General features: G+C 64.9%; 20 protein-coding genes. 15 read left to right on the top strand and 5 right to left on the bottom strand.

The window, feature by feature from the left end:
• Positions 1-175: 175 nt before the first annotated feature.
• Together M8312_RS09810 and M8312_RS09805 are read right to left on the bottom strand one after the other, a co-directional pair.
• Positions 176-841 (bottom strand): hypothetical protein, encoded by a 666-nt coding sequence (locus M8312_RS09810; RefSeq protein ID WP_250119831.1) that lies wholly within the window; start codon positions 839-841, stop codon positions 176-178.
• A 96-nt stretch (positions 842-937) separates the two neighbouring features.
• A complete protein-coding gene (locus tag M8312_RS09805) occupies positions 938-2,281 on the bottom strand; it encodes a S8 family serine peptidase (protein WP_250117519.1) in 1,344 nt (447 codons plus the stop codon).
• A 71-nt stretch (positions 2,282-2,352) separates the two neighbouring features.
• Here M8312_RS09805 and M8312_RS09800 point away from each other — a divergent pair, with 71 nt between their 5' ends.
• Together M8312_RS09800 and M8312_RS09795 are read left to right on the top strand one after the other, a co-directional pair.
• Positions 2,353-2,862 carry an RNA polymerase sigma factor gene (locus M8312_RS09800; protein ID WP_250117518.1) on the top strand — a complete coding sequence of 170 codons (510 nt, stop codon included), beginning with the start codon at positions 2,353-2,355 and terminating at the stop codon, positions 2,860-2,862.
• The gene (locus tag M8312_RS09795; RefSeq protein ID WP_250117517.1) at positions 2,859-3,554 is read left to right on the top strand and encodes an anti-sigma factor family protein; all 696 of its coding nucleotides are present in this window, start codon (positions 2,859-2,861) and stop codon (positions 3,552-3,554) included. The genes M8312_RS09800 and M8312_RS09795 overlap by 4 nt, the downstream gene beginning before the upstream one ends.
• Positions 3,555-3,594: 40 nt before the next feature.
• Here M8312_RS09795 and M8312_RS09790 read toward each other — a convergent pair whose 3' ends face one another.
• Genes M8312_RS09790 through M8312_RS09780 form a run of 3 tightly spaced genes read right to left on the bottom strand, consistent with a single transcriptional unit; the run spans position 3,595 to position 4,508 of the window.
• Positions 3,595-3,864, bottom strand: a complete 270-nt coding sequence (locus M8312_RS09790; protein ID WP_250117516.1) for a DUF5985 family protein — start codon at positions 3,862-3,864, stop codon at positions 3,595-3,597.
• Positions 3,861-4,136 carry a DUF5985 family protein gene (locus M8312_RS09785; RefSeq protein WP_250117515.1) on the bottom strand — a complete coding sequence of 92 codons (276 nt, stop codon included), beginning with the start codon at positions 4,134-4,136 and terminating at the stop codon, positions 3,861-3,863. The genes M8312_RS09790 and M8312_RS09785 overlap by 4 nt, the downstream gene beginning before the upstream one ends.
• Positions 4,137-4,139: 3 nt before the next feature.
• Positions 4,140-4,508, bottom strand: a complete 369-nt coding sequence (locus tag M8312_RS09780) for a hypothetical protein (protein WP_250117514.1) — start codon at positions 4,506-4,508, stop codon at positions 4,140-4,142.
• A 342-nt stretch (positions 4,509-4,850) separates the two neighbouring features.
• On the opposite strand from M8312_RS09780, the gene M8312_RS09775 reads away from it, so the two are divergent.
• The 13 genes from M8312_RS09775 to infC all read left to right on the top strand — a co-directional run bounded on the left by M8312_RS09775 (position 4,851) and on the right by infC (position 21,320).
• Entirely contained in the window at positions 4,851-10,133 is a 5,283-nt protein-coding gene (locus M8312_RS09775; protein ID WP_250117513.1) for a HAMP domain-containing protein, read from the top strand.
• A gap of 14 nt (positions 10,134-10,147) precedes the next feature.
• Positions 10,148-12,175 (top strand): response regulator, encoded by a 2,028-nt coding sequence (locus M8312_RS09770; protein ID WP_250117512.1) that lies wholly within the window; start codon positions 10,148-10,150, stop codon positions 12,173-12,175.
• A gap of 294 nt (positions 12,176-12,469) precedes the next feature.
• Complete coding sequence (locus M8312_RS09765; protein ID WP_250117511.1) at positions 12,470-12,895, top strand: SUF system Fe-S cluster assembly regulator; 426 nt, start codon at positions 12,470-12,472, stop codon at positions 12,893-12,895.
• Complete coding sequence (gene sufB / locus M8312_RS09760; protein ID WP_250117510.1) at positions 12,892-14,373, top strand: Fe-S cluster assembly protein SufB; 1,482 nt, start codon at positions 12,892-12,894, stop codon at positions 14,371-14,373. The genes M8312_RS09765 and sufB overlap by 4 nt, the downstream gene beginning before the upstream one ends.
• Positions 14,374-14,498: 125 nt before the next feature.
• Complete coding sequence (locus M8312_RS09755; protein WP_250117509.1) at positions 14,499-14,759, top strand: hypothetical protein; 261 nt, start codon at positions 14,499-14,501, stop codon at positions 14,757-14,759.
• A 2-nt stretch (positions 14,760-14,761) separates the two neighbouring features.
• Positions 14,762-15,502, top strand: a complete 741-nt coding sequence (sufC, locus tag M8312_RS09750) for a Fe-S cluster assembly ATPase SufC (protein WP_250119764.1) — start codon at positions 14,762-14,764, stop codon at positions 15,500-15,502.
• Positions 15,499-16,248: a SufD family Fe-S cluster assembly protein gene (locus M8312_RS09745; RefSeq protein ID WP_250117508.1), complete on the top strand. Its 750-nt coding sequence runs from the start codon at positions 15,499-15,501 to the stop codon at positions 16,246-16,248. The genes sufC and M8312_RS09745 overlap by 4 nt, the downstream gene beginning before the upstream one ends.
• Positions 16,245-17,435: a cysteine desulfurase gene (locus M8312_RS09740; protein WP_250117507.1), complete on the top strand. Its 1,191-nt coding sequence runs from the start codon at positions 16,245-16,247 to the stop codon at positions 17,433-17,435. Before M8312_RS09745 ends, M8312_RS09740 begins: the two co-directional genes overlap by 4 nt.
• Positions 17,432-17,902 (top strand): SUF system Fe-S cluster assembly protein, encoded by a 471-nt coding sequence (locus M8312_RS09735; protein ID WP_250117506.1) that lies wholly within the window; start codon positions 17,432-17,434, stop codon positions 17,900-17,902. Before M8312_RS09740 ends, M8312_RS09735 begins: the two co-directional genes overlap by 4 nt.
• Complete coding sequence (locus M8312_RS09730) at positions 17,902-18,261, top strand: HesB/IscA family protein (RefSeq protein WP_250117505.1); 360 nt, start codon at positions 17,902-17,904, stop codon at positions 18,259-18,261. The genes M8312_RS09735 and M8312_RS09730 overlap by 1 nt, the downstream gene beginning before the upstream one ends.
• A gap of 42 nt (positions 18,262-18,303) precedes the next feature.
• A complete protein-coding gene (locus M8312_RS09725) occupies positions 18,304-18,561 on the top strand; it encodes a hypothetical protein (RefSeq protein WP_250117504.1) in 258 nt (85 codons plus the stop codon).
• A 59-nt stretch (positions 18,562-18,620) separates the two neighbouring features.
• Positions 18,621-20,630 (top strand): threonine--tRNA ligase, encoded by a 2,010-nt coding sequence (gene thrS, locus M8312_RS09720; protein ID WP_250117503.1) that lies wholly within the window; start codon positions 18,621-18,623, stop codon positions 20,628-20,630.
• Positions 20,631-20,801: 171 nt separating this feature from the next.
• On the top strand, positions 20,802-21,320 hold the full coding sequence (infC, locus tag M8312_RS09715; protein ID WP_250117502.1) for a translation initiation factor IF-3: 519 nt from the start codon (positions 20,802-20,804) through the stop codon (positions 21,318-21,320).
• The last annotated feature ends 153 nt before the right edge of the window (positions 21,321-21,473 follow it).

Here is a 21,473-nt window from a genome sequence, read left to right as displayed (position 1 = left end):
GTCCTGCGCCTCTTGCAAAACTCAGCGTCACGGTTCGCTTTCGGCTCGTGCCTCGCATGCACCGACCCCGGCCATTGCATGAGGTCTCATTCTTGCAAAAGTGCGGCCCGCCGGGAGGAGCGGCGGGCCGCAGGTTGCCTTGAAGGGCGAACCAGGTGATTGCGAGGCTGCTCGATCAGTCGTGCGAGGCGTGGACCTGGCCCTCGGCCGAGCTTCTGGCGTGGCCCGAAGCATTCAGGCTCCCGCCCGACTGACGCACGGCCGACAGAGCGCCACCAGCAGCGCCTGAAGCCCGGCCCTGCGCTTCACCCCGGATCGCATCGGTCTGGTCGCGAGCGGCTGCCACCTGACCCTGTGCCATGCCAACCGTACTGCCTGCGACCGATCGGGCGGCGTCGGTCCCAATTGCCTGGACGCCGAAACCGGCGCTCTTCTCGCCCGAGGTGCTACCGCTCAGCGAGCCGGCAAGTCCGCCGGACTGGCCCATCCCGGTCGCCGCAAGCGCTCCATCGGCCGTACCGGCGAGCGAACCGGCAAGGCCGACATTGCCGCCGGCCGAGCCGCTGCGGCTGTCCACCGAACGGCTCGAGGTGAGCTGGCCGCTGCCGGTCACGCTACCCGTCACGCTCTTGGTGATGCTGCCCGAGACATTGCCGAGCGTCCCGCCGAGCGCGCCATTGCCGCCGAGCGCACCGTTCAGCGTTCCACCGACCGAATTGCTGCCGTTCAGGGCCCCGCCGATCACGCCGCCGAGCGAGCCGCCGGCATTGCCGAGGAGCTGGGCCGAAGCGGGAGCAGCGGTGCCGGCGAGAAGAGCCAGCGCGAGAGTGAAGCGGATCATCTGTTGTCCTTTCCTGTCGTTCTCATCATGCAGCCACTAGGTGCTTGCCTCTGGAGAACGACAGCGGTTCCGCGGTTCATCCCGCAAGCGCGGTTTTTATTTCGCTCCGACAATCTTCGGATCGGTACGACAGGTGCGGCAGAGGATCCCGCGCCCGATACGGCCGCTGCCCTTGAGTGCCTCGCGCTCCAGTGCCTGCCCTGAGCCTGCCGCAGCCAGACGCGCGGCGACCAGCGGTGTCGCGAAGCTCGTGCCCCTCACCTTGGCATAGCCGCGCCCTGGTAGCGCCGCCGCCATGTCCGATCCTGGCGCGGCATAGTCGAGCCGGAGTGCCCGCCCGGCTTCCGGCAACGCGCGGTCCCTTGCATCAACGGCGGTGACCGCGGTCACGCCGGGGTAAGCGGCGGGATACATGATCGGCGCGGCCGGACCGTCATTGCCGACCGCCGCTGCCATCCTGATGCCGCGCCGCGCCAGGATCGCAACCGCACGCTGAAGGAGCAGATTGCTGGGGCCGACGAGGCTGATGCTGATGGCATCGGGCTGCTTGGAGGCCGCCCAGGCAAGCGCCCGGACGATGGCGCTGGCGCTACCGGCTGCGGGACTGCCGCCATAGACGTCGGCAACATAGAGCTTGGCGCCGCCCGCGGCGCCACGGAACAGGCCATCCCGGCCGACGAGCAAGGAGGCGATGGCGGTGCCGTGTCCGGTCGGCTGCGCCGGCCCGGCGAAGCCCTGCTGTACGATCGCAGCACCGGCGAAGCTCGGATGCGCCGCCACGCCCCCGTCGATCATCACGATGGTTCGGCCCGCCGGCATGGGCGGCGGTGCCGCAGTCGCAAGCGCTGCGCCCATCATCGGCAGAAGGGCACCGCCGGCCGGCTCATAGACATGATCGTAATCGGCAGTGAGACCGGGCGCCGCCGCCATCAGCCGCCTCATCGCCGCTTTCGCCGACAGATTTGCCGGGACGCGCAGAGTCACACTGGTCAAGCCGCCGAAGTCCTCGCGCGTCTCAACGACGAAGCCCGCCGCGGCGACAGCGCGAAGCTGCACCTCCGTCGGATCGATCGCGATCAGCACGCCGCGGCGGACCGGTGCGCCATTCGGCCCCACGTCGAGCGTCCGGGGATTGCCGCGCACCAGCTCGGCGAGGCGAAGTCGGCGAAGCTCGGCCAGCGCGTCGCGGCCGATCTCGCCAACAGTCGGTCCGACGCCGAGCCGGTCGAGGCTGGGCACTGTCGCGGCACTTCGTTCCTCGCCCGATAGACCCCGGATGAGATCGCCCACGGCCGGCAAGCCGCTCACGGCATGCGGCAGAGGGACGGGGAGGCCGCTTATCGGCAGCGAAGGCAGCAATTGCGCCCGCGCAGCGCCACCGATGCCAAGCGCGGCACCCGCCAGCAGCAGGGCGGCAAGAGCGAAAGATCGTCTGGACATTCGCAACCATCCTAATCAGTTCGTCGTCAGGGATGAAACGGCACAGCCATCTCGTTTCATCCCCATGGAGAATGATGACCCCTCGGGACGAGTTCGCGGACGCGCTTGGCGCGATGCTGCCACGGCTTCGCCGATTCGCCTTCGCGCTGTCTCGCCACCCGGCGGATGCGGACGATCTGACGGCACTGGCGATCGAGCGGGCACTGCGCAGCCGAGCCCAGTTTGTCCCCGGCACCCGTCTCGACAGTTGGCTCTTCCGCATCACCCGCAACCTCTGGATCGACGAGGCCCGCAGCCGTCAACGCCGAGGGGCCTGGGAAGCACCGCCGGAGGCGGGCGAACAGCAGGGGTTCGACGGCGCAGCGGATATCGAGCGCTCGGCCGAATTGGCTCAAGTGATGCGGGCAATGAGCGCGCTCCCCGACGAACAGCGCGAAGTCGTTGCCCTCATCATGATCGAGGGTCTCGGTTATCGCGAAGCAGCCGAGCTTCTGGGGCAGCCGATCGGCACGGTCTCAAGCCGGCTCGTCCGCGGCCGCAACGCCCTTTTTGCCACTCTCGGCCAGGGAACTGATCAATGACCGATGATCCCGATTTCTACGCCTGGCTGGACGGGGAACTTCCCGAACCGCAGGCGAGCACCATGGCCGCAAGGGTCGCGGCCGATCCCGAGCTCACCGCGTTCGCCAAGCAGCACCGAGCCTTGGCCAACCGGCTGAATGCCGCCTTCGCGCCCATCCTTGCCGCGCCGCTGCCTGATCGCCTGCAGGAGGCAGCAGAGCCCCGAACGGCACAGGTGATTGATTTGGCCGAAGCGCGTGACCGCCGCCGCTGGAGCCTCGCTGGCCTTGCCGTCGCTGCCAGCCTTGCACTTGGTCTCGGAATCGGTGTCTCGCTGCCGCACGATGGAGGCCTCTTCCGGTCCGATGACGGCCAGCTGGCGGCCGCCGGCCGACTCAACGGCGCCCTTGAGCGCCAGCTCGCGTCCGCAGGCGACCGGAATGGCATTCGTATAGGCATCACATTCAAGGACAAGGAAGGGCGCCATTGCCGAAGCTTCACGGCGGACACGCAGAGCGGGCTCGCCTGTCGGTCAGGCAATGGCTGGACGGTGGAAGGCCTCATTCGCGAGCAGGCTTCGCAAGGCGACTATCGAATGGCCGCGGGCCAGGATCCCGCGCTCGGCGCCCTTGTCGACGCCCGCATGGTTGGAGAGCCGCTCGACGCCGCTGCGGAAGCAAGAGAAGTGGATCGGGGGTGGCGAGCCAATTGAGGCGAGAAGACGCCGCCCCAAATGAGGGCATCCGGCGAGTTCAGCTCCGGCGTTGCGACCGGTTCTTGCCGTATATCCCGGCCAGGATCAGCATGAAGGCGGTCAGCCGGACTAGATAGATCCAGCTTTGATCCTCCTTGGCCAGGTCGATCAGCGCCAACAGGCTCTGGCCGATCCCAAGCAGCATGAACGCGCCGGCGAACGACAGGAACAAGGGGTCGCGGGTGCGCCGCCAGAAGCGAAGGAAGAACAGGGCTGCAATCATGAATGCCGCCACCAGCATGCCCGACAGGAACTCGTACAGGGTCATGCCTCCTCCATATCCCAGATGAACCCGAACAGGAGAGTTCCGACGCCCAGAAACGAGAGCAGTAATCGGGCGATCCGGAGGTCGACGTCCGTCAGCACCAATAAATCGAACACCAGCAGCAGGTTGCTGAGCGCCAGAAAGGTAAAGCAGAGCGAGCTCCACAGGAGCAAGCACGCCTTCGTCTGGCGATAGCTTCGGCCGAGCAGGAAGGCGCAGGCGGCGCTGGTCAGAAAGCAGAGCAGGTAAACCGCCGTAGCGAAGACGTGCTGCATGGCTCAGGGCTTTCTCAGGCGGAAGGCATCGGCGAAGGTGGTCAGTTGCGGCGAAGCTGCCCGGACGATCATTCTCCGGACGGCGTCGGGGCGCTTGGCATAGAGCTCCTGCGCCTGGTCCGTAAGTTCGGCAAGAACGCTTGTGGCAGGCACGAAGCTCGCGTCTCCGGCATCGTCGACGATGACCAGCCCGACGGCGATCAGGTCGTCCAAAGCCCGCCTGACCACCAGGTCGCTCGCCCGCAAGGCGTCGACCAGTTCCGCTTGGCCATGCCCGCCAGAACGGCGCCTCAGGTAAAGCAAGAGTTCCAGCGCCCAGACGGAGCGGAAATTCGCCGAGATGAAGCGTGAAAGTCGCTCATTCGGAATCATGCAAGCCAACAGTCATGAGGAAGCGAACAGTAGGATGCGAAGCGAAGAGTAACTCAGCAAGCGAACCGTAGTACGCAGAAGCAAGATCATTCTCGCGCTAGCAGTGGCGGAGCTGCTTAAACAAGCCTAGCGTCGATCAGGCGACTTCCTGCTTGATTTTCATCACGCGTAAAGGAAAGTCGCGGCACTTCGTGTCAATCGGCGGCTGGGGGGCCGTGTCAAACGGGCGGGGGAGAGTAAGCGGAGAGCAAGTTGAACGTCCAAGCCACAAGCGCGTCCTTTGATCGCCGCCAGCTCGTCACTGCGCTCCGAGCACTCCGTCGCGGCGACTTCAGTGTTCGCATGCCCGAGGATGCGGATGGCGTAGATGCAGAGATCGCATCCCTCTTCAACGAGGTTGTCTCGCTGAACGACGAAATGGCGCAGGAATTCGAGCGCCTGTCGCAGGTCGTCGGCAAGGAAGGCAAGATCAGCCGGCGCGGTCATGTGAAGAATGCGCGCGGCGGGTGGGAAACCGCCATTCGATCAGTCAACGAGCTGATCGAGGACATGGTCCAGCCGACTGCCGAAGTGTCGCGCGTGATCGGCGCCGTGGCCAAGGGGGACCTCTCCCAGACAATGACCGTCGAGATCGACGGCCGGCCGTTGCGGGGCGAGTTCCTGCGTATCGGCAAGGTGGTGAACACCATGGTGGAGCAGCTCGGCTCCTTCTCTGCCGAGGTGACGCGCGTGGCGCGCGAGGTCGGCACCGAGGGCAAGCTGGGCGGCCAGGCGAACGTCAAGGGCGTCGCCGGCACCTGGAAGGACCTTACCGACAATGTGAACGCCATGGCCACGAACCTGACCGGCCAGGTGCGCAACATCGCCGAGGTGACTACCGCCGTCGCACGCGGCGACTTGTCGAAGAAAATCACCGTTGAAGTGAAGGGCGAGATCCTCGAGCTCAAGAACACCATCAATGTCATGGTGGACCAGCTGAACGGCTTCGCGTCGGAAGTGACCCGAGTGGCGCGCGAAGTGGGCACGGAAGGCAAGCTTGGCGGGCAGGCGCGCGTGGAAGGCGTCGCCGGCACGTGGAAGGACCTCACCGACAACGTCAACCTGATGGCCGACAATCTGACCGGCCAGGTTCGCAACATCGCCGAAGTGACCACCGCCGTCGCGAAGGGCGACTTGTCCAAGAAGATCACCGTGGACGTGCGCGGCGAGATCCTGGAGCTGAAGAACACCATCAACACGATGGTGGATCAGCTGAATGGCTTTGCGTCCGAAGTGACCCGCGTGGCGCGCGAAGTGGGCACGGAAGGCAAGCTCGGCGGACAGGCGCAGGTGCCGGGCGTCGCGGGCACGTGGGCCGACCTTACCGACAATGTGAACCTGATGGCCGCCAACCTGACAGGCCAGGTGCGTAATATCGCCGACGTGACCACCGCGGTGGCCAAGGGCGACCTGTCGAAGAAGATCACCGTCGACGTGCGCGGGGAAATCCTGGAGCTGAAGGACACCATCAATACGATGGTGGACCAGCTCAACTCCTTTGCGTCCGAGGTGACGCGCGTGGCCCGCGAAGTGGGTTCGGAAGGCAAGCTCGGCGGCCAGGCGCAGGTGCCGGGCGTGGGCGGCACCTGGGCCGACCTCACCGATAGCGTGAACCTCATGGCCGGCAACCTGACGGGTCAGGTGCGTAATATCGCGGAGGTGACGACCGCCGTCGCGAAGGGCGATCTGTCGAAGAAGATCACCGTCGACGTGAAGGGCGAGATCCTGGAACTGAAGAACACCATCAACACGATGGTGGACCAGCTCAACAGCTTCGCGTCCGAGGTGACCCGCGTCGCCCGCGAGGTGGGCTCGGAAGGAAAGCTCGGCGGTCAGGCGCAGGTGGAAGGCGTCGCTGGCACCTGGGCCGACCTTACCGAAAGCGTGAACCTGATGGCCGGCAACCTGACCGGCCAGGTCCGCAACATCGCCGAGGTGACCACCGCCGTGGCGCGTGGCGACTTGTCCAAGAAGATCACCGTCGACGTGAAGGGCGAGATCCTGGAGCTGAAGGACACCATCAACGTGATGGTGGACCAGCTGAACGGCTTTGCCTCCGAAGTGACGCGCGTGGCCCGCGAAGTGGGCACCGAAGGCAAGCTCGGCGGGCAGGCGCAGGTGCCTGGCGTCGGCGGCACCTGGAAGGACCTCACCGACAACGTGAACGCGATGGCGGCCAACCTGACCGGTCAGGTCCGCAACATCGCCGAAGTGACTACCGCGGTGGCCTCGGGCGATCTGTCGAAGAAGATCACCGTCGACGTGAAGGGCGAGATCTTGGAGCTCAAGAGCACCATCAACACGATGGTGGACCAGCTCAACTCCTTCGCCGGAGAGGTGACCCGCGTGGCCCGCGAAGTGGGTACGGAAGGCAAGTTGGGCGGGCAGGCGCAGGTGCCGGGTGTCGCGGGCACCTGGGCCGACCTTACGGACAATGTGAACCTGATGGCCGCGAACCTCACCGGGCAGGTCCGCAATATCGCCGACGTGACCACCGCGGTGGCTAAGGGCGACCTGTCCAAGAAGATCACGGTGGACGTGAAGGGCGAGATCCTCGCGCTCAAGAACACGATCAATACCATGGTCGACCAGCTGAATGGCTTCGCGTCGGAAGTGACCCGCGTGGCGCGCGAGGTCGGCACCGAGGGCAAGCTCGGCGGCCAGGCTCAGGTGCCGGGTGTGGGCGGCACTTGGAAGGACCTGACCGACAACGTGAACCTGATGGCGACCAACCTCACCAACCAGGTCCGCGGCATCGCGGAAGTGGTGACCGCGGTGGCGCAGGGCAACCTGAAGCGGAAGCTGACGGTGGACGCCAAGGGCGAGATCGCGGCGTTGGCGGAAACGATCAACTTCATGATCGACACGCTGGCGACCTTCGCCGATCAGGTGACCAACATGGCCCGCGAGGTCGGCATCGAGGGCCGGCTGGGCGGCCAGGCCCGCGTGCCGGGCGCCGCCGGCCTGTGGCGCGACCTTACCGACAACGTGAACCAGCTTGCCGCCAACCTGACTAACCAGGTGCGCTCGATCGCCGACGTGGCGACCGCCGTGACCAAGGGCGACCTGTCGCGCTCCATCGCGGTGGAAGCCTCGGGCGAGATGGCCGCGCTCAAGGACAACATCAACGAGATGATCCGCAATCTCAAGGAACAGACCTTGAAGAATGCGGAGCAGGATTGGCTCAAGACGAACCTCGCCCGGTTCAGCCGCATGCTGCAGGGCGAGCGCGATCTCGCAACCGTCTCCAACCTCATCATGTCGGAGCTCGCGCCGCTGGTAAACGCGCAGTACGGCGTGTTCTACGTCACCAAGCGCGAAGAGGACGAGACCAAGCTGGAGCTGGTCGCGAGCTACGGCGCCGACAGCCCTGACAAGCTCCGCCGCGAGTTCAGCCTGCGCGAAGGGCTGGTCGGTCAGGCCGCCGCCGACAAGCGCCCGATCCTGCTGAAGAACGCCCCGGCCGACTTCATCCGGATCAGCTCGGGCCTGGGCCACTCGGCGCCCGCCAACGTCAACATCCTGCCTGCCCTGTTCGAGGACGAGGTGAAGGCGGTGATCGAGCTCGCTTCTTTCAGCGACTTCAACGAAACTCACCAGAGCTTCCTTGATCAGCTGATGGAATCGGTTGGCATCGTTCTCAACACGATCGCCGCCACCATGCGTACCGAGGGCCTGCTGAAGCAGTCGCAGCTGCTCACCCAGGAGCTTCAGGCGCGGCAGACCGAGCTCACCACCAAGCAGGAAGAGCTGCACGCGACCAACGAGGAGCTGCAGGAGAAGGCGCAGCTGCTCGAGAATGAGAAGAAGCAGGTCGAAGCCAAGAATATCGAGATCGACATGGCTCGCCGCGCGATCGAGGAGAAGGCCGAGCAGCTGGCGCTCACCTCCAAGTACAAGTCCGAGTTCCTGGCGAACATGAGCCACGAATTGCGGACGCCGCTCAACTCACTCCTGATCCTGTCCAAGCTGCTGGCCGACAATCAGCACGGCAACCTCAACGAGAAGCAGATCGAATTCGCCAAGACGATCAACTCGGCCGGGTCAGACCTGTTGAGCCTGATCAACGACATCCTCGACCTGTCGAAAATCGAGTCCGGCACGGTCAGCATCGAGGTCGGCGAGATGCCGATGGCGAGCCTCAAGCAGCACATGGAGCGCACGTTCCGGCAGCTGGCGGCCGACAAGAACCTCGACTTCAAGGTCAGGTTCGACAGCGCCCTGCCGGAGGCGATCCGGACCGACGAGAAGCGGCTCCAGCAGATCGTCCTCAACCTGCTGTCCAATGCCTTCAAGTTCACGGCGAGGGGCGGCGTCACGCTCGAAGTCAGCTGCGCCACCGGCGGCTGGAGTGCCAATCACCCGGCACTGCGCGACGCGAATAGGGCGATCTCGATCGCCGTCACCGATACCGGCATCGGAATCCCGGAAGACAAGCAGAAACTGATCTTCGAGGCGTTTCAGCAGGCCGACGGTACGACCAGCCGCAAATACGGCGGGACCGGCCTCGGGCTGTCGATCAGCCGCGAGATCGCGCGCCTGCTGGGCGGTGAATTGCAGGTCCGGTCGACGCCGGGCGAAGGCTCTACCTTCACGCTGTTCGTGCCGATCGAAGCTGCGCAGGGCGACGTCGCACCGGCCGCCGGCAGCCATGTCCGGTACGAGAACAGCGGCGCGAGCGTGCCAAGCGCGCTGCCAAATGGCTTCGATGTGCAGGACGACCGAGACGATCTGGGTAACGATCCGTTCGTGCTGATCGTCGAAGATGATCCGACCTTTGCTTCTATTCTGCTCGACCTGGCACGGGACAACGGCCTCAAGGGCGTGGTCTCGACGGCGGGCGCCGGAACGCTGGCACTCGCGCGCAAGCTGCGGCCGCACGCCATCACCCTGGACCTCGGGCTCAGCGATATCGACGGCTTCGTGCTGCTCGACCTGCTGAAGCACGATCCGGAGATGCAAGACGTGCCGATCCACGTCATCTCGGGTGCCGACCGGCGTGAGTCCGTGCTTTCGATGGGCGCTTTCGGCGTAACCGAAAAGCCGGCGGATCAGGCCGAACTTGGCAAGGTGTTCCGCGACCTGTTGGCGAAGGCTCGCAAGCCCGCCCGCAAGCGGCTGTCGGCGCCCGCAGACGCTGCATTGACCAGCCGCGAGGTGCCAGAACTCGCCGGGGCCAAAATGCTCATCGTCGATGACGACATTCGCAATATCTTCTCGCTGACCAGCGTGCTCGAAAGCTATGGGGTGGAAGTGCTTCACGCCGAGCGCGGCAAGGAAGGCATTGCCATTCTAGAGCGAACGGAAGGGATCGATGCCGCGCTGATCGACATCATGATGCCGGAGATGGACGGCTACGAAACGATGCAGCAGATCCGCTCCCGGCCGCAGCTCAAGGACGTGCCGCTGATCGCGGTGACGGCCAAGGCGATGAAAGGCGACCGCCAGAAGTGCCTTGATGCCGGCGCGTCAGACTACATCGCCAAACCCGTCGACATCGAACTTCTGCTTGCCTTGCTGCGCGTTTGGGTGGCGCGCGGGCGTGACGCTTCTACCGGCCAGATCATGATCGAGGCGGCGGAGTAATTGTGAGCTTGTCCATGCCAGTGCCTGGAGCCGGCGCGCCGGACGCCGGCGAGCGAGTCCGGGTGCTCGTCGTCGACGATGATGAGCGCAACCTGCTGGCCATCGAAACGGTGCTCGAGGACATCGGCGAAGTCGTGATCGCGCGGTCTGGCGAGGAAGCCCTGCGGCACCTGCTGAAGGGCGACTTCGCCGTTATACTGCTGGACGTCTACATGCCCGGCATGGACGGGTACGAGACGGCCGGGATCATCCGCAGCCGCGAGCAGACCAAGCGCATCCCGATTGTCTTCCTGTCGGCGGTCAACAAGGAAGCCGAGCACCTGATCCGCGGTTACTCGATGGGCGCGGTCGACTATGTGTTCAAACCGGTCGATCCGGTGGTGCTGCGATCCAAGGTTTCGGTGTTCGTCGACCTGTTCGCCAAGACCCGGGAGATCGAGCGCAAGGCGCGTCACGAACAGGCGCTGCTCGACGCCAACCTGCGCGCCAATGCCGAGCTGCTCCGCGCCGAGCAGGAACTGAGGCGCGCGGAGCAGCGCCAGGCCGCGATCATTCAGTCGCTGCCGATCATCCTCTATCTCGAGCCACTGGCCTGCGACCCGCGCTGCCCCACGTTTGTCAGCGGCGACTTTCCGGCGATGACGGGATATCCGTTCACGGAAGTGCTGGAGAACCCGTTGCTGTGGGCCTCCCGCCTGCACGATGAGGATCGGGAGCGGGTGCTTCGCGCGATCGAGGAACGGGCACGCACGGGCAAGCTCTCTGTCGAGTATCGCTGGCGCTGTGCCGACGGGACCTACAAGCATTTTCACGATCAGGCCGTGCTGCTGAAGGACGCCGCCGGGCAGCCGTTGGAATATGCCGGAACGCTGACTGACGTGTCGGAACGGCGGGCGCTGGAAAGCCAGCTGGTGCATGCGCAGAAGATGGACGCCATCGGGAAGCTGACTGGCGGCATCGCGCACGATTTCAACAACCTGCTCGCCGCGGTGCTGGGCGGGGTCGGCCTGATCGAACGCCGCGCGGAACTGGCCGACGATCATCGCAAGATCATGGGCATGATCCGGCGCGCTGCGGACCAGGGATCCGAACTCGTCCGGCGGCTGCTCGCCTTTGCCCGTCAGCAGCAGCTTCAGCCCGCGCCGGTGGACCTGGCGTCGCTGCATCGCGGCGTCGATGATCTGCTGAGCCATACGCTTGGCGGTCTCGTAGAGCTGGACTGGCGCTTGCCCGAAAAGCGCTGGTGCGCGTTAGCCGACCGCTCGCAGCTGGAACTGGCGCTGATGAACCTCATCATCAACGCGCGCGATGCGATGCCGAACGGCGGAACGATCACCATTGCGGCCGACGCGTGCGAGGTTCCGGCGGACAATTCGCTCGACATTCCGGCCGGCAATTACGTGTGGCTGCAGGTGGCCGACGAGGGCACGGGCATTCCCGCCGAGCTGGTCGACAAAGTGCTGGAGCCATTCTTCACTACCAAACCGGTCGGCAAGGGAACGGGCCTCGGCCTCAGCATGGTCTACGGCTTTGCCCGGCAGTCCGGGGGCGCCTTTCGAATCATGAGTGAAGCGGGCCAGGGCACACGGGCCGAAATCTGGTTGCCGCAGTCTGCGGAGCAGTCGCCCGACGAGCCGGCAGTGCCCCCGGTCAGTCTGCTCAATGGACCGGCGCTGACCGTCTTGCTGGTCGACGATCATCCCGAAGTTCGTGCCACCACCGCGGAGCTGTTGCGTGAAATGGGGCATCAGGTCGTTGAGGCAGCGACCGGGGCGGAAGGGCTCGACCTGCTCCGGCAGGACGACAGCAACTTCGATCTGCTGCTCAGCGACTATGCCATGCCGCATCTCAGCGGCACCGATGTGGTCGCCAAGGCACGTGCATTCCGGCCCGATCTTCCTGCATTGCTCATCACCGGCTATGCCGACGCCGATGAAATCCAGGCACGGCCGGCAGACATTGCCATACTCAGCAAGCCTTTCACCCCGCTCGAGCTCGCGACTGCGCTGAACAGCGCGACGAAGGTGTCAGCCGCAGCATAGTAGCGGCAGCGACGCCGGATATATCAGATTGCGCGCGGTTTGATCCGTGACGAACCTCACTAGGCATTTGCTTTCAACCCCACGCCGACAATCTCAATCACGGCGCGATGCGCAAATATCGCTGACTTCATGCCCGTTTGAACAAGGTCGGCTAGGCAGCCCCGAGATCTTCGGATCAATAGCTCCACAGATACTTACATCCTGTCCTGAGGAACGGACGCGCCAAGCCTGCAAGAGCCCGGTTGTAAGTCGGGGCGTTCCCGCCTAAATCGGACCAGAAAGCTCCACTTTGCTATGCGCCTGACTCATCTCGCCGATTATGCGGTCGTGATCATGACCGCCGCCGCTCGTGCTCCCACGGGTGAACGGCTGAGTGCGTCCGCGCTGGCGGCGGCGACGGGCGTGCCGCTACCGACAGCGCAGAAGCTGATGGGCAAACTCGGGCTGGCGGGGCTGTTGGAGAGTGTTCGTGGCGCCGGCGGCGGGTTCACGCTCTCGCGGCCACCCGCGGCGATCAGCCTTGCCGACATCATCGAGGCGGTCGAAGGGCCAATCGCCATGACCCAGTGCAGCGGCTCCGACGATGCCAGCGACTGCGCGCTCGATGCGCACTGCCGGGTCAAGCCGCACATGAACATCGTCAGCACCGCCGTGCGCGGTGCGCTTGCAGCGGTGACCCTCGAACAACTGGCGCGCCAGCGTCACCTGGAACCCGCATGACCGACGACGTTCAGATCAGGAACCGCGAAGCGCATGAGGCGGTCGACAAGCTTGCCACTTACGAGTGGGGCTTCAGCAGCGACATCGAATCCGACTTCGCGCCCAAGGGATTGAGCGAGGATACGGTTCGGTTCATCAGCGCCAAGAAGGGCGAGCCCGAGTGGCTGCTTGAGTGGCGGCTGAAGGGCTATCGCGCGTGGCTGGAGATGGAGGAGGTCGACTGGGCCAAGCTCGACATCCCCAAGATCGATTACCAGGACGCTTATTATTACGCTGAGCCCAAGCAGCGGCCCACGATCGCCTCGCTCGACGAGCTCGATCCGGAGATCCGCCGCACCTACGAGAAGCTCGGCATTCCGATCGAGGAGCAGAAGGTGCTCGCGGGCGTCGAGGGCGCGCGCAAGGTGGCGGTTGACGCGGTCTTCGACAGTGTCTCGGTCGCCACCACGTTCCGCGAGGAGCTGAACAAGGCCGGGGTTATCTTCCGCTCCATCAGCGAGGCGGTGAAGGAATTTCCGGACCTGGTCCGCAAGTATCTCGGCTCGGTCGTGCCGCAGCGCGACAATTACTTCGCGTGCCTCAACTCGGCGGTCTTCTCCGACGGCACGTTCGTCTACATCCCCGAGGGCGTCCGCTGCCCGATGGAGCTGTCGACCTATTTCCGTATCAATGCGGAGAACACCGGTCAGTTCGAGCGCACGCTGATCGTCGCCGACAAGGGCAGCTACGTGTCCTACCTCGAAGGCTGCACCGCGCCGATGCGCGATGAGAATCAGCTGCACGCCGCGGTGGTCGAGATCTTCGCGCACGAGGATGCGGAGGTGAAGTACAGCACCGTCCAGAACTGGTATCCGGGCGATGCCGAGGGCAAGGGCGGCATCTTCAACTTCGTCACCAAGCGGGCGATGTGCTCGGGCGCGCGGAGCAAGGTGAGCTGGACCCAGGTCGAGACCGGCAGTGCCATCACCTGGAAATATCCGAGCTGCATCCTGAAGGGCGAGGGAAGCGTCGGCGAGTTCTATTCGGTGGCGCTGACCAACAACCGCCAGCAGGCCGACACCGGCACCAAGATGGTGCACATCGGCGCGAACACCCGCTCAACCATCGTCAGCAAGGGGATCAGCGCGGGACGCAGCGACAACACCTATCGCGGGCTGGTCCGGGTGCTGCCTGGCGCGGAGAACGTCCGCAATTTCACCCAGTGCGACAGCCTGCTGCTCGGCGATCAGTGCGGGGCGCACACGGTGCCCTACATCGAGGTCAAGAACCCGACCGCGACCATCGAGCATGAAGCAACCACGTCCAAGATCAGTGAGGACCAGTTGTTCTACGCCATGGCCCGCGGGCTCGACCAGGAAGCGGCAGTGGCGCTGATCGTCAACGGCTTCGCGCGCGAGGTGCTGAAGCAGCTCCCGATGGAGTTTGCCGTCGAGGCGCAGAAGCTGCTGGGCATCAGTCTCGAGGGGAGCGTTGGTTGATGTTTCTGCTCTATGCAGCTGCGACGTCAGCCGAGCTGGACGGTCTTGGGGCGAGTGTCGGGCGGTGCGACCGTGCCACGATCAACCCGGTGTTCACGGCAGAGCCTGCGCGTCGAAGCCAGTTCATGATCGACGCCTATCGGGAGCAGGAAAGCATTGTTGCCGACCGGCTCGCGCTGGCCGAGCAGCGGCGCCTGCTGCGCGAGGCGAGTGTCGCGAGCGCACCCGACAAGAAGAAGCTCGATCTCGCCGACGCCGCAATCGAGGATCGTCAGCGCGCGCTCAACGACAAGCGCCTGCTTGAGAGCATGCGGCAGGATACCGTTGACGCCCTGCGTCGCTCCTACCTCTCCCATTGTCTCATCGAAGAAGACCGCCGCAAGTGACCATGCTCGACATCACCGACCTCCACGCGACCGTCGCGGACAAGCCGATCCTGAACGGCCTCAGCCTCTCCGTGCCGGCGGGCGAGGTGCATGCGATCATGGGGCCGAACGGAGCGGGCAAGTCGACGCTGGCTTATGTGCTCGGCGGGCGGCCCGGCTACGAAGTGACGGGCGGGTCCGTCACCTTCCTGGGCGAGGACCTGCTTGGCATGGAGCCGCACGAGCGGGCGGCGGCCGGGTTGTTCCTCGGCTTTCAATATCCTGTCGAGATTCCCGGCGTTTCCTCGATGCAATTCATTCGGGAGGGCCTGAACGCTCAGCGGCGCGCGCGGGGCGAAGCAGAGCTATCGGGCGCCGAGTTCATCCGGCTTGCGCGCGCCGAAGCGGGCGAGCTCGGCATGAACGTCGACATGCTCAAGCGACCGGTCAACGTCGGCTTCTCGGGCGGCGAGAAGAAGCGGGCGGAGATGGTGCAGATGGGCATTATGCGGCCGAAGTTCGCCGTGCTGGACGAGACGGACAGCGGCCTCGACATCGACGCGCTTCGAATCGTTGGCGCGGGCATCAACCGCATCATGCGCGCGCCCGATCGCGGCGTGCTGCTCATCACCCACTACCAACGGCTGCTCGACGTTGTGCAGCCAGACAAGGTCCACGTGCTGAGCGCCGGGCAGATCGTTCGCTCCGGAGGGCCGGAGCTGGCCCACGAACTCGAGCGCGAGGGGTATGCGGAAGTCGCATGAGCCTTCTTGAGCTCCCCACCCGCAAGGACGAGGCGTACCGCTACGCCGACCTCGATGCGCTGAAGCGGGTCTGGGGCGACCTCGCCGACGCGCGTGAGATCGTGGTGCCGGCGGGCGAGCGGCACAGCCACGTGCTGCTGGTCGGTCGCGAGCCGGTCGAGGTGCATCGAGCACGGGTCGTGATCGAACTGGGGGCCAGTCTGGACCTGTTCGCGCTGAACGGCGCGACGGAATATGGCCGGGTCGAAGTGGATGTGACGGTGCGCGATGGCGGCCATTTCGGACTGCACGCGGCCAACATCGCGGGCGGTTCGGCGACGCAGGAGATTGTGACCGTCGTGCGGCACGAAGAGCCAAACGGCACCTCCCGTCAGACGGTGCGCAGCGTGCTCGGCGACAAGGCGACCGGCAGCTATCTCGGCAAGGTGGCGGTCGCTCGGCATGCGCAGAAGGTAGACGGCGAGCAGTCGGTGAAGGCCATGCTGCTCGACCGGGGGGCGACGGCGAACTGCAAGCCGGAGCTGGAAATCTATGCCGACGACGTGAAGTGCGCTCACGGTGCCAGCGTGGGCGAGCTCGATGCGAACCAGCTGTTCTATGCCTTGTCGCGCGGCCTGCCGCCGGCCGATGCCAAGGCGTTGCTGCTCGAAGGCTTCGTCTTGCAGCTGTGGGACGAGGCGCCGGAGGACCGGCGCGAAGAGCTGGTCGAAGCGACGCGCGCGCTGCTCAGACGGGTAGCGGCATGAACATCCAGGCGCCCGTCCGCGCGGAGCTCAACGTCCGCGACCAGTTCCCGGCGATCGCTGGCTGGCATTATCTCGACAGCGCGGTTTCTGCGCAGAAGCCCCAGGCGGTGATCGACGCCATCACGCGTGCCTATGCGAAGGACTACGCGTCAGTGCATCGCGGCGTGTACCAGCGTTCGGCCGACATGACGCTGGCCTATGAGGCGGCTCGGGCGCGGGCGGCGGAGCTGATCGGCGGCCGCGCGGAGGAAGTGGTGTTCACCCGCGGAGCGACCGAGGCGATCAACCTGGTCGCATCGGTGCTGCCGAAGGGAGGCCGCAACCGGGTGCTGGTGTCCGCGCTGGAGCATCACAGCAACATCGTGCCTTGGCAACTCGCCGGTTATCAGATCGACGTGGTCCCGCTGACCGCGAACGGGCAGATCGATTTGGATGCGGCCGAGCGACTGATATCGGACCAGCATCGGGTCGTCAGCTTCGCGCATGTCTCGAACGTGCTTGGCTCGATTGTCGATGCGCGGCGGGCGGCGGACATTGCGCATGCCACGGGTGCGCTGCTGTTGCTCGACGGCTGCCAGGCCGCCCCGCGGCTGCCGGTCGACGTCGCCGCGCTTGGGGCGGACTTCTACGCTTACTCCGGCCACAAGCTGTACGGGCCGACCGGCATCGGCGTGCTTTGGGTCCGCAAGGCGCTGCTGGAGGTCATGCCGCCCTACCAGGGCGGTGGGGCGATGATCGATAGGGTGACCTTCGAGCGCACGACTTTCATGCCGCCTCCGCAGCGGTTCGAAGCAGGCACGCCGCATATAGTCGGCGGAATAGGACTTGCTGCGGCCATCGACTGGGTTGAGGGGATTGGCGTTGAACACCTGCATGCCCATGAGGTGGCGCTGGTAGCGGAGACTCGCGCGCGGCTGCGCGAACTCGGCTTCGTGGCGCTCTACGGACCAGAGGAAAGCGCCGGCATTGTCAGTTTCAACGTCGAGGGGGTGCATCCGCACGACGTTGGCACCATTTTGGACGATGCGGGCGTGGCGATCCGCGCCGGGCATCATTGTGCCCAGCCACTGATGGATTGGCTCGGAGTGCCCGCCACCGCCCGAGCCAGCTTTGCCGCCCATTCGGACAGCAGCGACATCGATGCGCTGATCGAGGGCCTCAAGAAAGTGAAACGGATCTTCGGATGAACGAGGAACGAAAGATCGAGATCGAGGAAGTAACGGAGGTCGCCCATCCGCCCAAGGCTCGGGTCGAGGCGGAGAGCCCGGCCGAGACCTTGGAGCGCAAGCGCGACTACCTCGCGGGCTTCCTCAGCGAGAAGCCGCCGGAGGCACCCGTGCATGGGCCGGGCGGCGACCTGCAGGCTGCCATCGTTGAGGCGCTCAAGACCATCTACGATCCGGAGATTCCCGTCGACATCTATGAACTGGGGCTAATCTACGACGTGGCTGTCAGCGAGGATGGCGATGCGGTGGTCACCATGACGCTGACCACGCCGCATTGCCCGGTTGCCGAGTCGATGCCGGGCGAAGTTGAACTGCGCGTGCTGTCGGTGCCCGGCGTCCGCTATGCCGAGGTGAAGCTCGTCTGGGACCCGCCATGGGACCCGAGCAAGATGAGCGATGAGGCCCGGCTTGAACTGGGAATGTTGTGATGAACGTTCAGAGCACGCGTCGCTCCCGCCCGGCGGCAATCACCCTGACCCCGGGTGCCGAGCAGCGGATCGCCGACCTGATGGCCAAGGCCCCCGAGGGCGCGATTGGGGTAAAGCTCTCGACACCCAAACGCGGCTGCTCAGGGCTGGCCTATTCGGTTGATTATGTGACGGCCGAGAACAGCTTCGACGAAAAGATCGTCACGCACGGGGGCACCTTCTACGTCGACGGTGGCTCGATTCTTTACCTGATCGGCTCCACCATGGACTGGCGCGAGGACGATTTCACTGCCGGTTTCGTGTTCGAGAATCCGAACGCCAAAGGCATGTGCGGCTGCGGTGAGAGCTTCATGGTGTGACAGCTGCCGTGCTATGACGGTCTGCTCGGGAGGAGAGAGGTCATGCGCGTTTTCACGACATTTCTCGCCATTCTGATGATCGCTGCCCCGGCACACGCAAGTACGGCCAGCTTCAACCCCTACCACTTTGCTCGCAACTGCCCCGAAACGCCGATGTCGCTTGCGCGCAAGAAGGCGGAAAAGCCGCGGCTGCGCCGTCTGGACCAGCTGCCGGACGCCAGCGCTTTCGCCGCGGTGGACCGGCGCGTCGGTGGCTGCCCGGCACCGCTGATGCTGCCAAAGCAGAAGTTCGGCCGCTAACCGCCAGGCGAACGGTTGGGGGGTGCACATGCTGCGCTGCACTCGCTACATGCGGCACCATGTCCAAGATGTTCAAGATTTCGCTCCCCGACGGTTCGGTCCGGGAGATGCCCGAGGGTTCGACGCCGGCCGACGTAGCTGCGGCGATCGGGCCGGGGCTGGCCAAGGCGGCGCTGGCGGCACGCGTCAACGGCGAGGTGCGCGACATCATGCGCCCGTTCGAAGGCGACACCGACCTCGCGCTGATCACCTCGCGGGATGAGAAGGACGCGCTGGAACTGGTCCGGCACGATTACGCGCACGTTCTGGCCGAGGCGGTGCAGATCCTGTTCCCGGGGACGCAGATCACCTTTGGTCCGGCGACCGACGACGGCTTCTACTACGATTTCGCCCCGGCGCCGGGCCGGGGTCCGTTCACGGAAGAGGATCTGCCGGCGATCGAACAGGCGATGCGCGACGTCATCGCTCGCGATGAGCCGCTGATCCGCGAGGTCTGGCAGCGCGAGGATGTGCGCGACTTCTTCCGGCGCACGGGTGAAAGCTTCAAGGCGGAGTGGGTGATGGAGCTGCCCGAGGGCGAGCCGATCACTATGTATCGCTCCGGCCGTGGCGATAACGCCTGGATGGACCTGTGCCGCGGGCCGCACCTGGCCTCGACCGGCAAGCTCGATCCGCAGGCCTTCAAGCTGACGCGGGTGTCCGGCGCTTACTGGCGCGGCGATCCCAAAAACCCGATGCTGAGCCGCATCTACGGGACGGCCTGGCTCAACAAGAAACAGCTGAACGAGCATCTTATCCGTATCGAGGAAGCCGCCAAGCGCGACCACCGGAAGCTTGGCCGCGAGATGGACCTGTTCCACCTGCAGGAAGAGGCGCACGGGTCGATCTTCTGGCACCCGCAGGGCTTCGTCGTGTGGCGCCAGCTCGAGGCGTACATGCGCCGGGCGATCGACTCGGCCGGCTATGAAGAAGTGAAGACGCCGCAGATCATGGACGCCCGCCAGTGGGAGCAGAGCGGCCACTGGGGCAAGTATCGCGAGAACATGTTCGTCATCCCGGACGAGGTGCCGAACACCGAGGATGAGGGGCCGGTCATCACAGGCGAAGGTCAGTGGATGGCGCTAAAGCCGATGAACTGCCCGGCGCACGTCTTGATCTTCCGCCAGGGCATCAAGTCGTACCGCGACCTGCCATTGCGGCTGTACGAAAACGGCTGCTGCCACCGCAACGAGCCGCACGGCGCGCTACATGGGCTGATGCGCGTCCGCCAGTTCACGCAGGACGACGCTCACATCTTCTGCCGCGAGGACCAGATCGTCCAGGAGGTGCAGGCCTTCTGCCGCTTGGCCGACCGCATCTATCGTGACTTCGGCTTCAAATATTCGATCAAGCTGGCGCTGCGCCCCGACAAGCGTTTCGGCAGCGATGCCGACTGGGACAAGGCAGAGAACGAGCTGCGCGATGCGGTGGTCGCGGCGGGCTTGGCCACCGAGGAATATGGCTGGGAGGAGCTACCGGGCGAGGGCGCATTCTACGCGCCCAAGCTGGAGTGGCACCTGACCGACGCGATCGGGCGGACGTGGCAGGTTGGCACCATCCAATCCGACCGGGTCCTGCCCGAGCGGCTGGACGCATCCTACGTCGGCGAGGATGGCGAGCGCCACCGTCCCGTGATGCTCCACCGCGCGATCTTCGGCTCGTACGAGCGGTTCATCGGCATCCTGATCGAGCATTACGCGGGCAAGTTCCCGCTGTGGCTCGCGCCGACTCAGGCGGTGGTCGCGACCATTGTCTCCGATGCGGACGGCTATGCCCGGGAGGTCACGGAGAAACTCAAGGCGGCCGGACTAAGGGTGGAAGCGGACCTCAGGAACGAGAAGATCAACTACAAGGTGCGCGAGCACAGCCTGAAGAAGGTTCCGTTGCTCCTTGTGGTTGGCAAGCGCGAGGCAGAGGAGGGTACCGTCGCCATTCGCCGGCTGGGCTCCGACGAGCACCAGAAGGTGATGGGCCTCGATGAAGCGATCGCGGCCTTCGTGGCGGAGGCGACGCCGCCTGATCTTGGCTAAGCAGGGTCGGGGCGGCTCGCACTGACGCCGCTCCGACACAGGCTGTGGATATTCTGCGCTTTCCGGGGCGCGGACCCCTTTTCATTGCGAGGCTGAAAGCTTAGCTCGCGAGCACTGACAAGAACCATTTCAGGAGATTGCGCTATACCCCCGCCCTATCCGCGCCGTTCCATGGCGCCGCCGACGATGACCGGCCCTCGCTACAATGAATTCATCCAGTCGCCCAAGGTCCGGGTGATCGATGAGAATGGCGAGAATTTGGGCGTGATGTTTACGCGCGAAGCCTATGAGCAGGCGGTGAGCGTCGGCCTCGACCTTGTCGAGATCAGCCCCAACGCTGACCCGCCCGTTGCCAAGTTCCTCGACATCGGTCGCTTCAAATACGAAGCGCAGAAGAAGGCCAACGAGCAGCGCAAGAAGCAGAAGACGCAGGAGATCAAGGAGATCAAGATGCGTCCGAACATCGACGACCACGACTACGACACCAAGATGAAGAAGGTGGTCGAGTTCTTGGGCGAAGGTGACAAGGTAAAGGTCACCATGCGTTTCCGCGGTCGCGAGATGGCGCACGGACAGCTTGGCATGGCGGTTCTGCAGCGGGTTGCCGCCGAGACTGGCGAGATCGCCAAGGTCGAGGCTCATCCGCGCATGGAAGGCCGGCAGATGCTGATGGTGCTTTCGCCAAAGTAACGCTTCCGCATCAGCGGCGAAGTTCTCCGACAAGCAATATTGCAGCGCAGCAGAGATTACCTCTTTGCTGCGTTGCATCATGTTGCAGGCAAGTGACACGTGTCACCGATTGCTGTTCGCAACTGGTCCGCTCGCTTTCCTGTTTTCGCGCCC

This window comes from Sphingomonas sp. KRR8, from assembly GCF_023559245.1.
In the GTDB taxonomy this organism is placed as follows: Bacteria; Pseudomonadota; Alphaproteobacteria; order Sphingomonadales; family Sphingomonadaceae; genus Sphingomicrobium.
Note: the sequence above shows the minus strand (reverse complement) of the source record. Positions and strands in the feature narration are given on the sequence as shown.

Excerpts from the sequence above, each read along its gene's own strand:
- M8312_RS09810 (WP_250119831.1), bottom strand. The coding sequence starts at position 841 with ATGATCCGCTTCACTCTCGCGCTGGCTCTTCTCGCCGGCACCGCTGCT.
- M8312_RS09805 (WP_250117519.1), bottom strand. The coding sequence starts at position 2,281 with ATGTCCAGACGATCTTTCGCTCTTGCCGCCCTGCTGCTGGCGGGTGCC.
- M8312_RS09800 (WP_250117518.1), top strand. The coding sequence starts at position 2,353 with ATGATGACCCCTCGGGACGAGTTCGCGGACGCGCTTGGCGCGATGCTG.
- M8312_RS09795 (WP_250117517.1), top strand. The coding sequence starts at position 2,859 with ATGACCGATGATCCCGATTTCTACGCCTGGCTGGACGGGGAACTTCCC.
- M8312_RS09790 (WP_250117516.1), bottom strand. The coding sequence starts at position 3,864 with ATGACCCTGTACGAGTTCCTGTCGGGCATGCTGGTGGCGGCATTCATG.
- M8312_RS09785 (WP_250117515.1), bottom strand. The coding sequence starts at position 4,136 with ATGCAGCACGTCTTCGCTACGGCGGTTTACCTGCTCTGCTTTCTGACC.
- M8312_RS09780 (WP_250117514.1), bottom strand. The coding sequence starts at position 4,508 with ATGATTCCGAATGAGCGACTTTCACGCTTCATCTCGGCGAATTTCCGC.
- M8312_RS09775 (WP_250117513.1), top strand. The coding sequence starts at position 4,851 with ATGCCCGAGGATGCGGATGGCGTAGATGCAGAGATCGCATCCCTCTTC.
- M8312_RS09770 (WP_250117512.1), top strand. The coding sequence starts at position 10,148 with ATGCCAGTGCCTGGAGCCGGCGCGCCGGACGCCGGCGAGCGAGTCCGG.
- M8312_RS09765 (WP_250117511.1), top strand. The coding sequence starts at position 12,470 with ATGCGCCTGACTCATCTCGCCGATTATGCGGTCGTGATCATGACCGCC.
- sufB (WP_250117510.1), top strand. The coding sequence starts at position 12,892 with ATGACCGACGACGTTCAGATCAGGAACCGCGAAGCGCATGAGGCGGTC.
- M8312_RS09755 (WP_250117509.1), top strand. The coding sequence starts at position 14,499 with ATGATCGACGCCTATCGGGAGCAGGAAAGCATTGTTGCCGACCGGCTC.
- sufC (WP_250119764.1), top strand. The coding sequence starts at position 14,762 with ATGCTCGACATCACCGACCTCCACGCGACCGTCGCGGACAAGCCGATC.
- M8312_RS09745 (WP_250117508.1), top strand. The coding sequence starts at position 15,499 with ATGAGCCTTCTTGAGCTCCCCACCCGCAAGGACGAGGCGTACCGCTAC.
- M8312_RS09740 (WP_250117507.1), top strand. The coding sequence starts at position 16,245 with ATGAACATCCAGGCGCCCGTCCGCGCGGAGCTCAACGTCCGCGACCAG.
- M8312_RS09735 (WP_250117506.1), top strand. The coding sequence starts at position 17,432 with ATGAACGAGGAACGAAAGATCGAGATCGAGGAAGTAACGGAGGTCGCC.
- M8312_RS09730 (WP_250117505.1), top strand. The coding sequence starts at position 17,902 with ATGAACGTTCAGAGCACGCGTCGCTCCCGCCCGGCGGCAATCACCCTG.
- M8312_RS09725 (WP_250117504.1), top strand. The coding sequence starts at position 18,304 with ATGCGCGTTTTCACGACATTTCTCGCCATTCTGATGATCGCTGCCCCG.
- thrS (WP_250117503.1), top strand. The coding sequence starts at position 18,621 with ATGTCCAAGATGTTCAAGATTTCGCTCCCCGACGGTTCGGTCCGGGAG.
- infC (WP_250117502.1), top strand. The coding sequence starts at position 20,802 with ATGGCGCCGCCGACGATGACCGGCCCTCGCTACAATGAATTCATCCAG.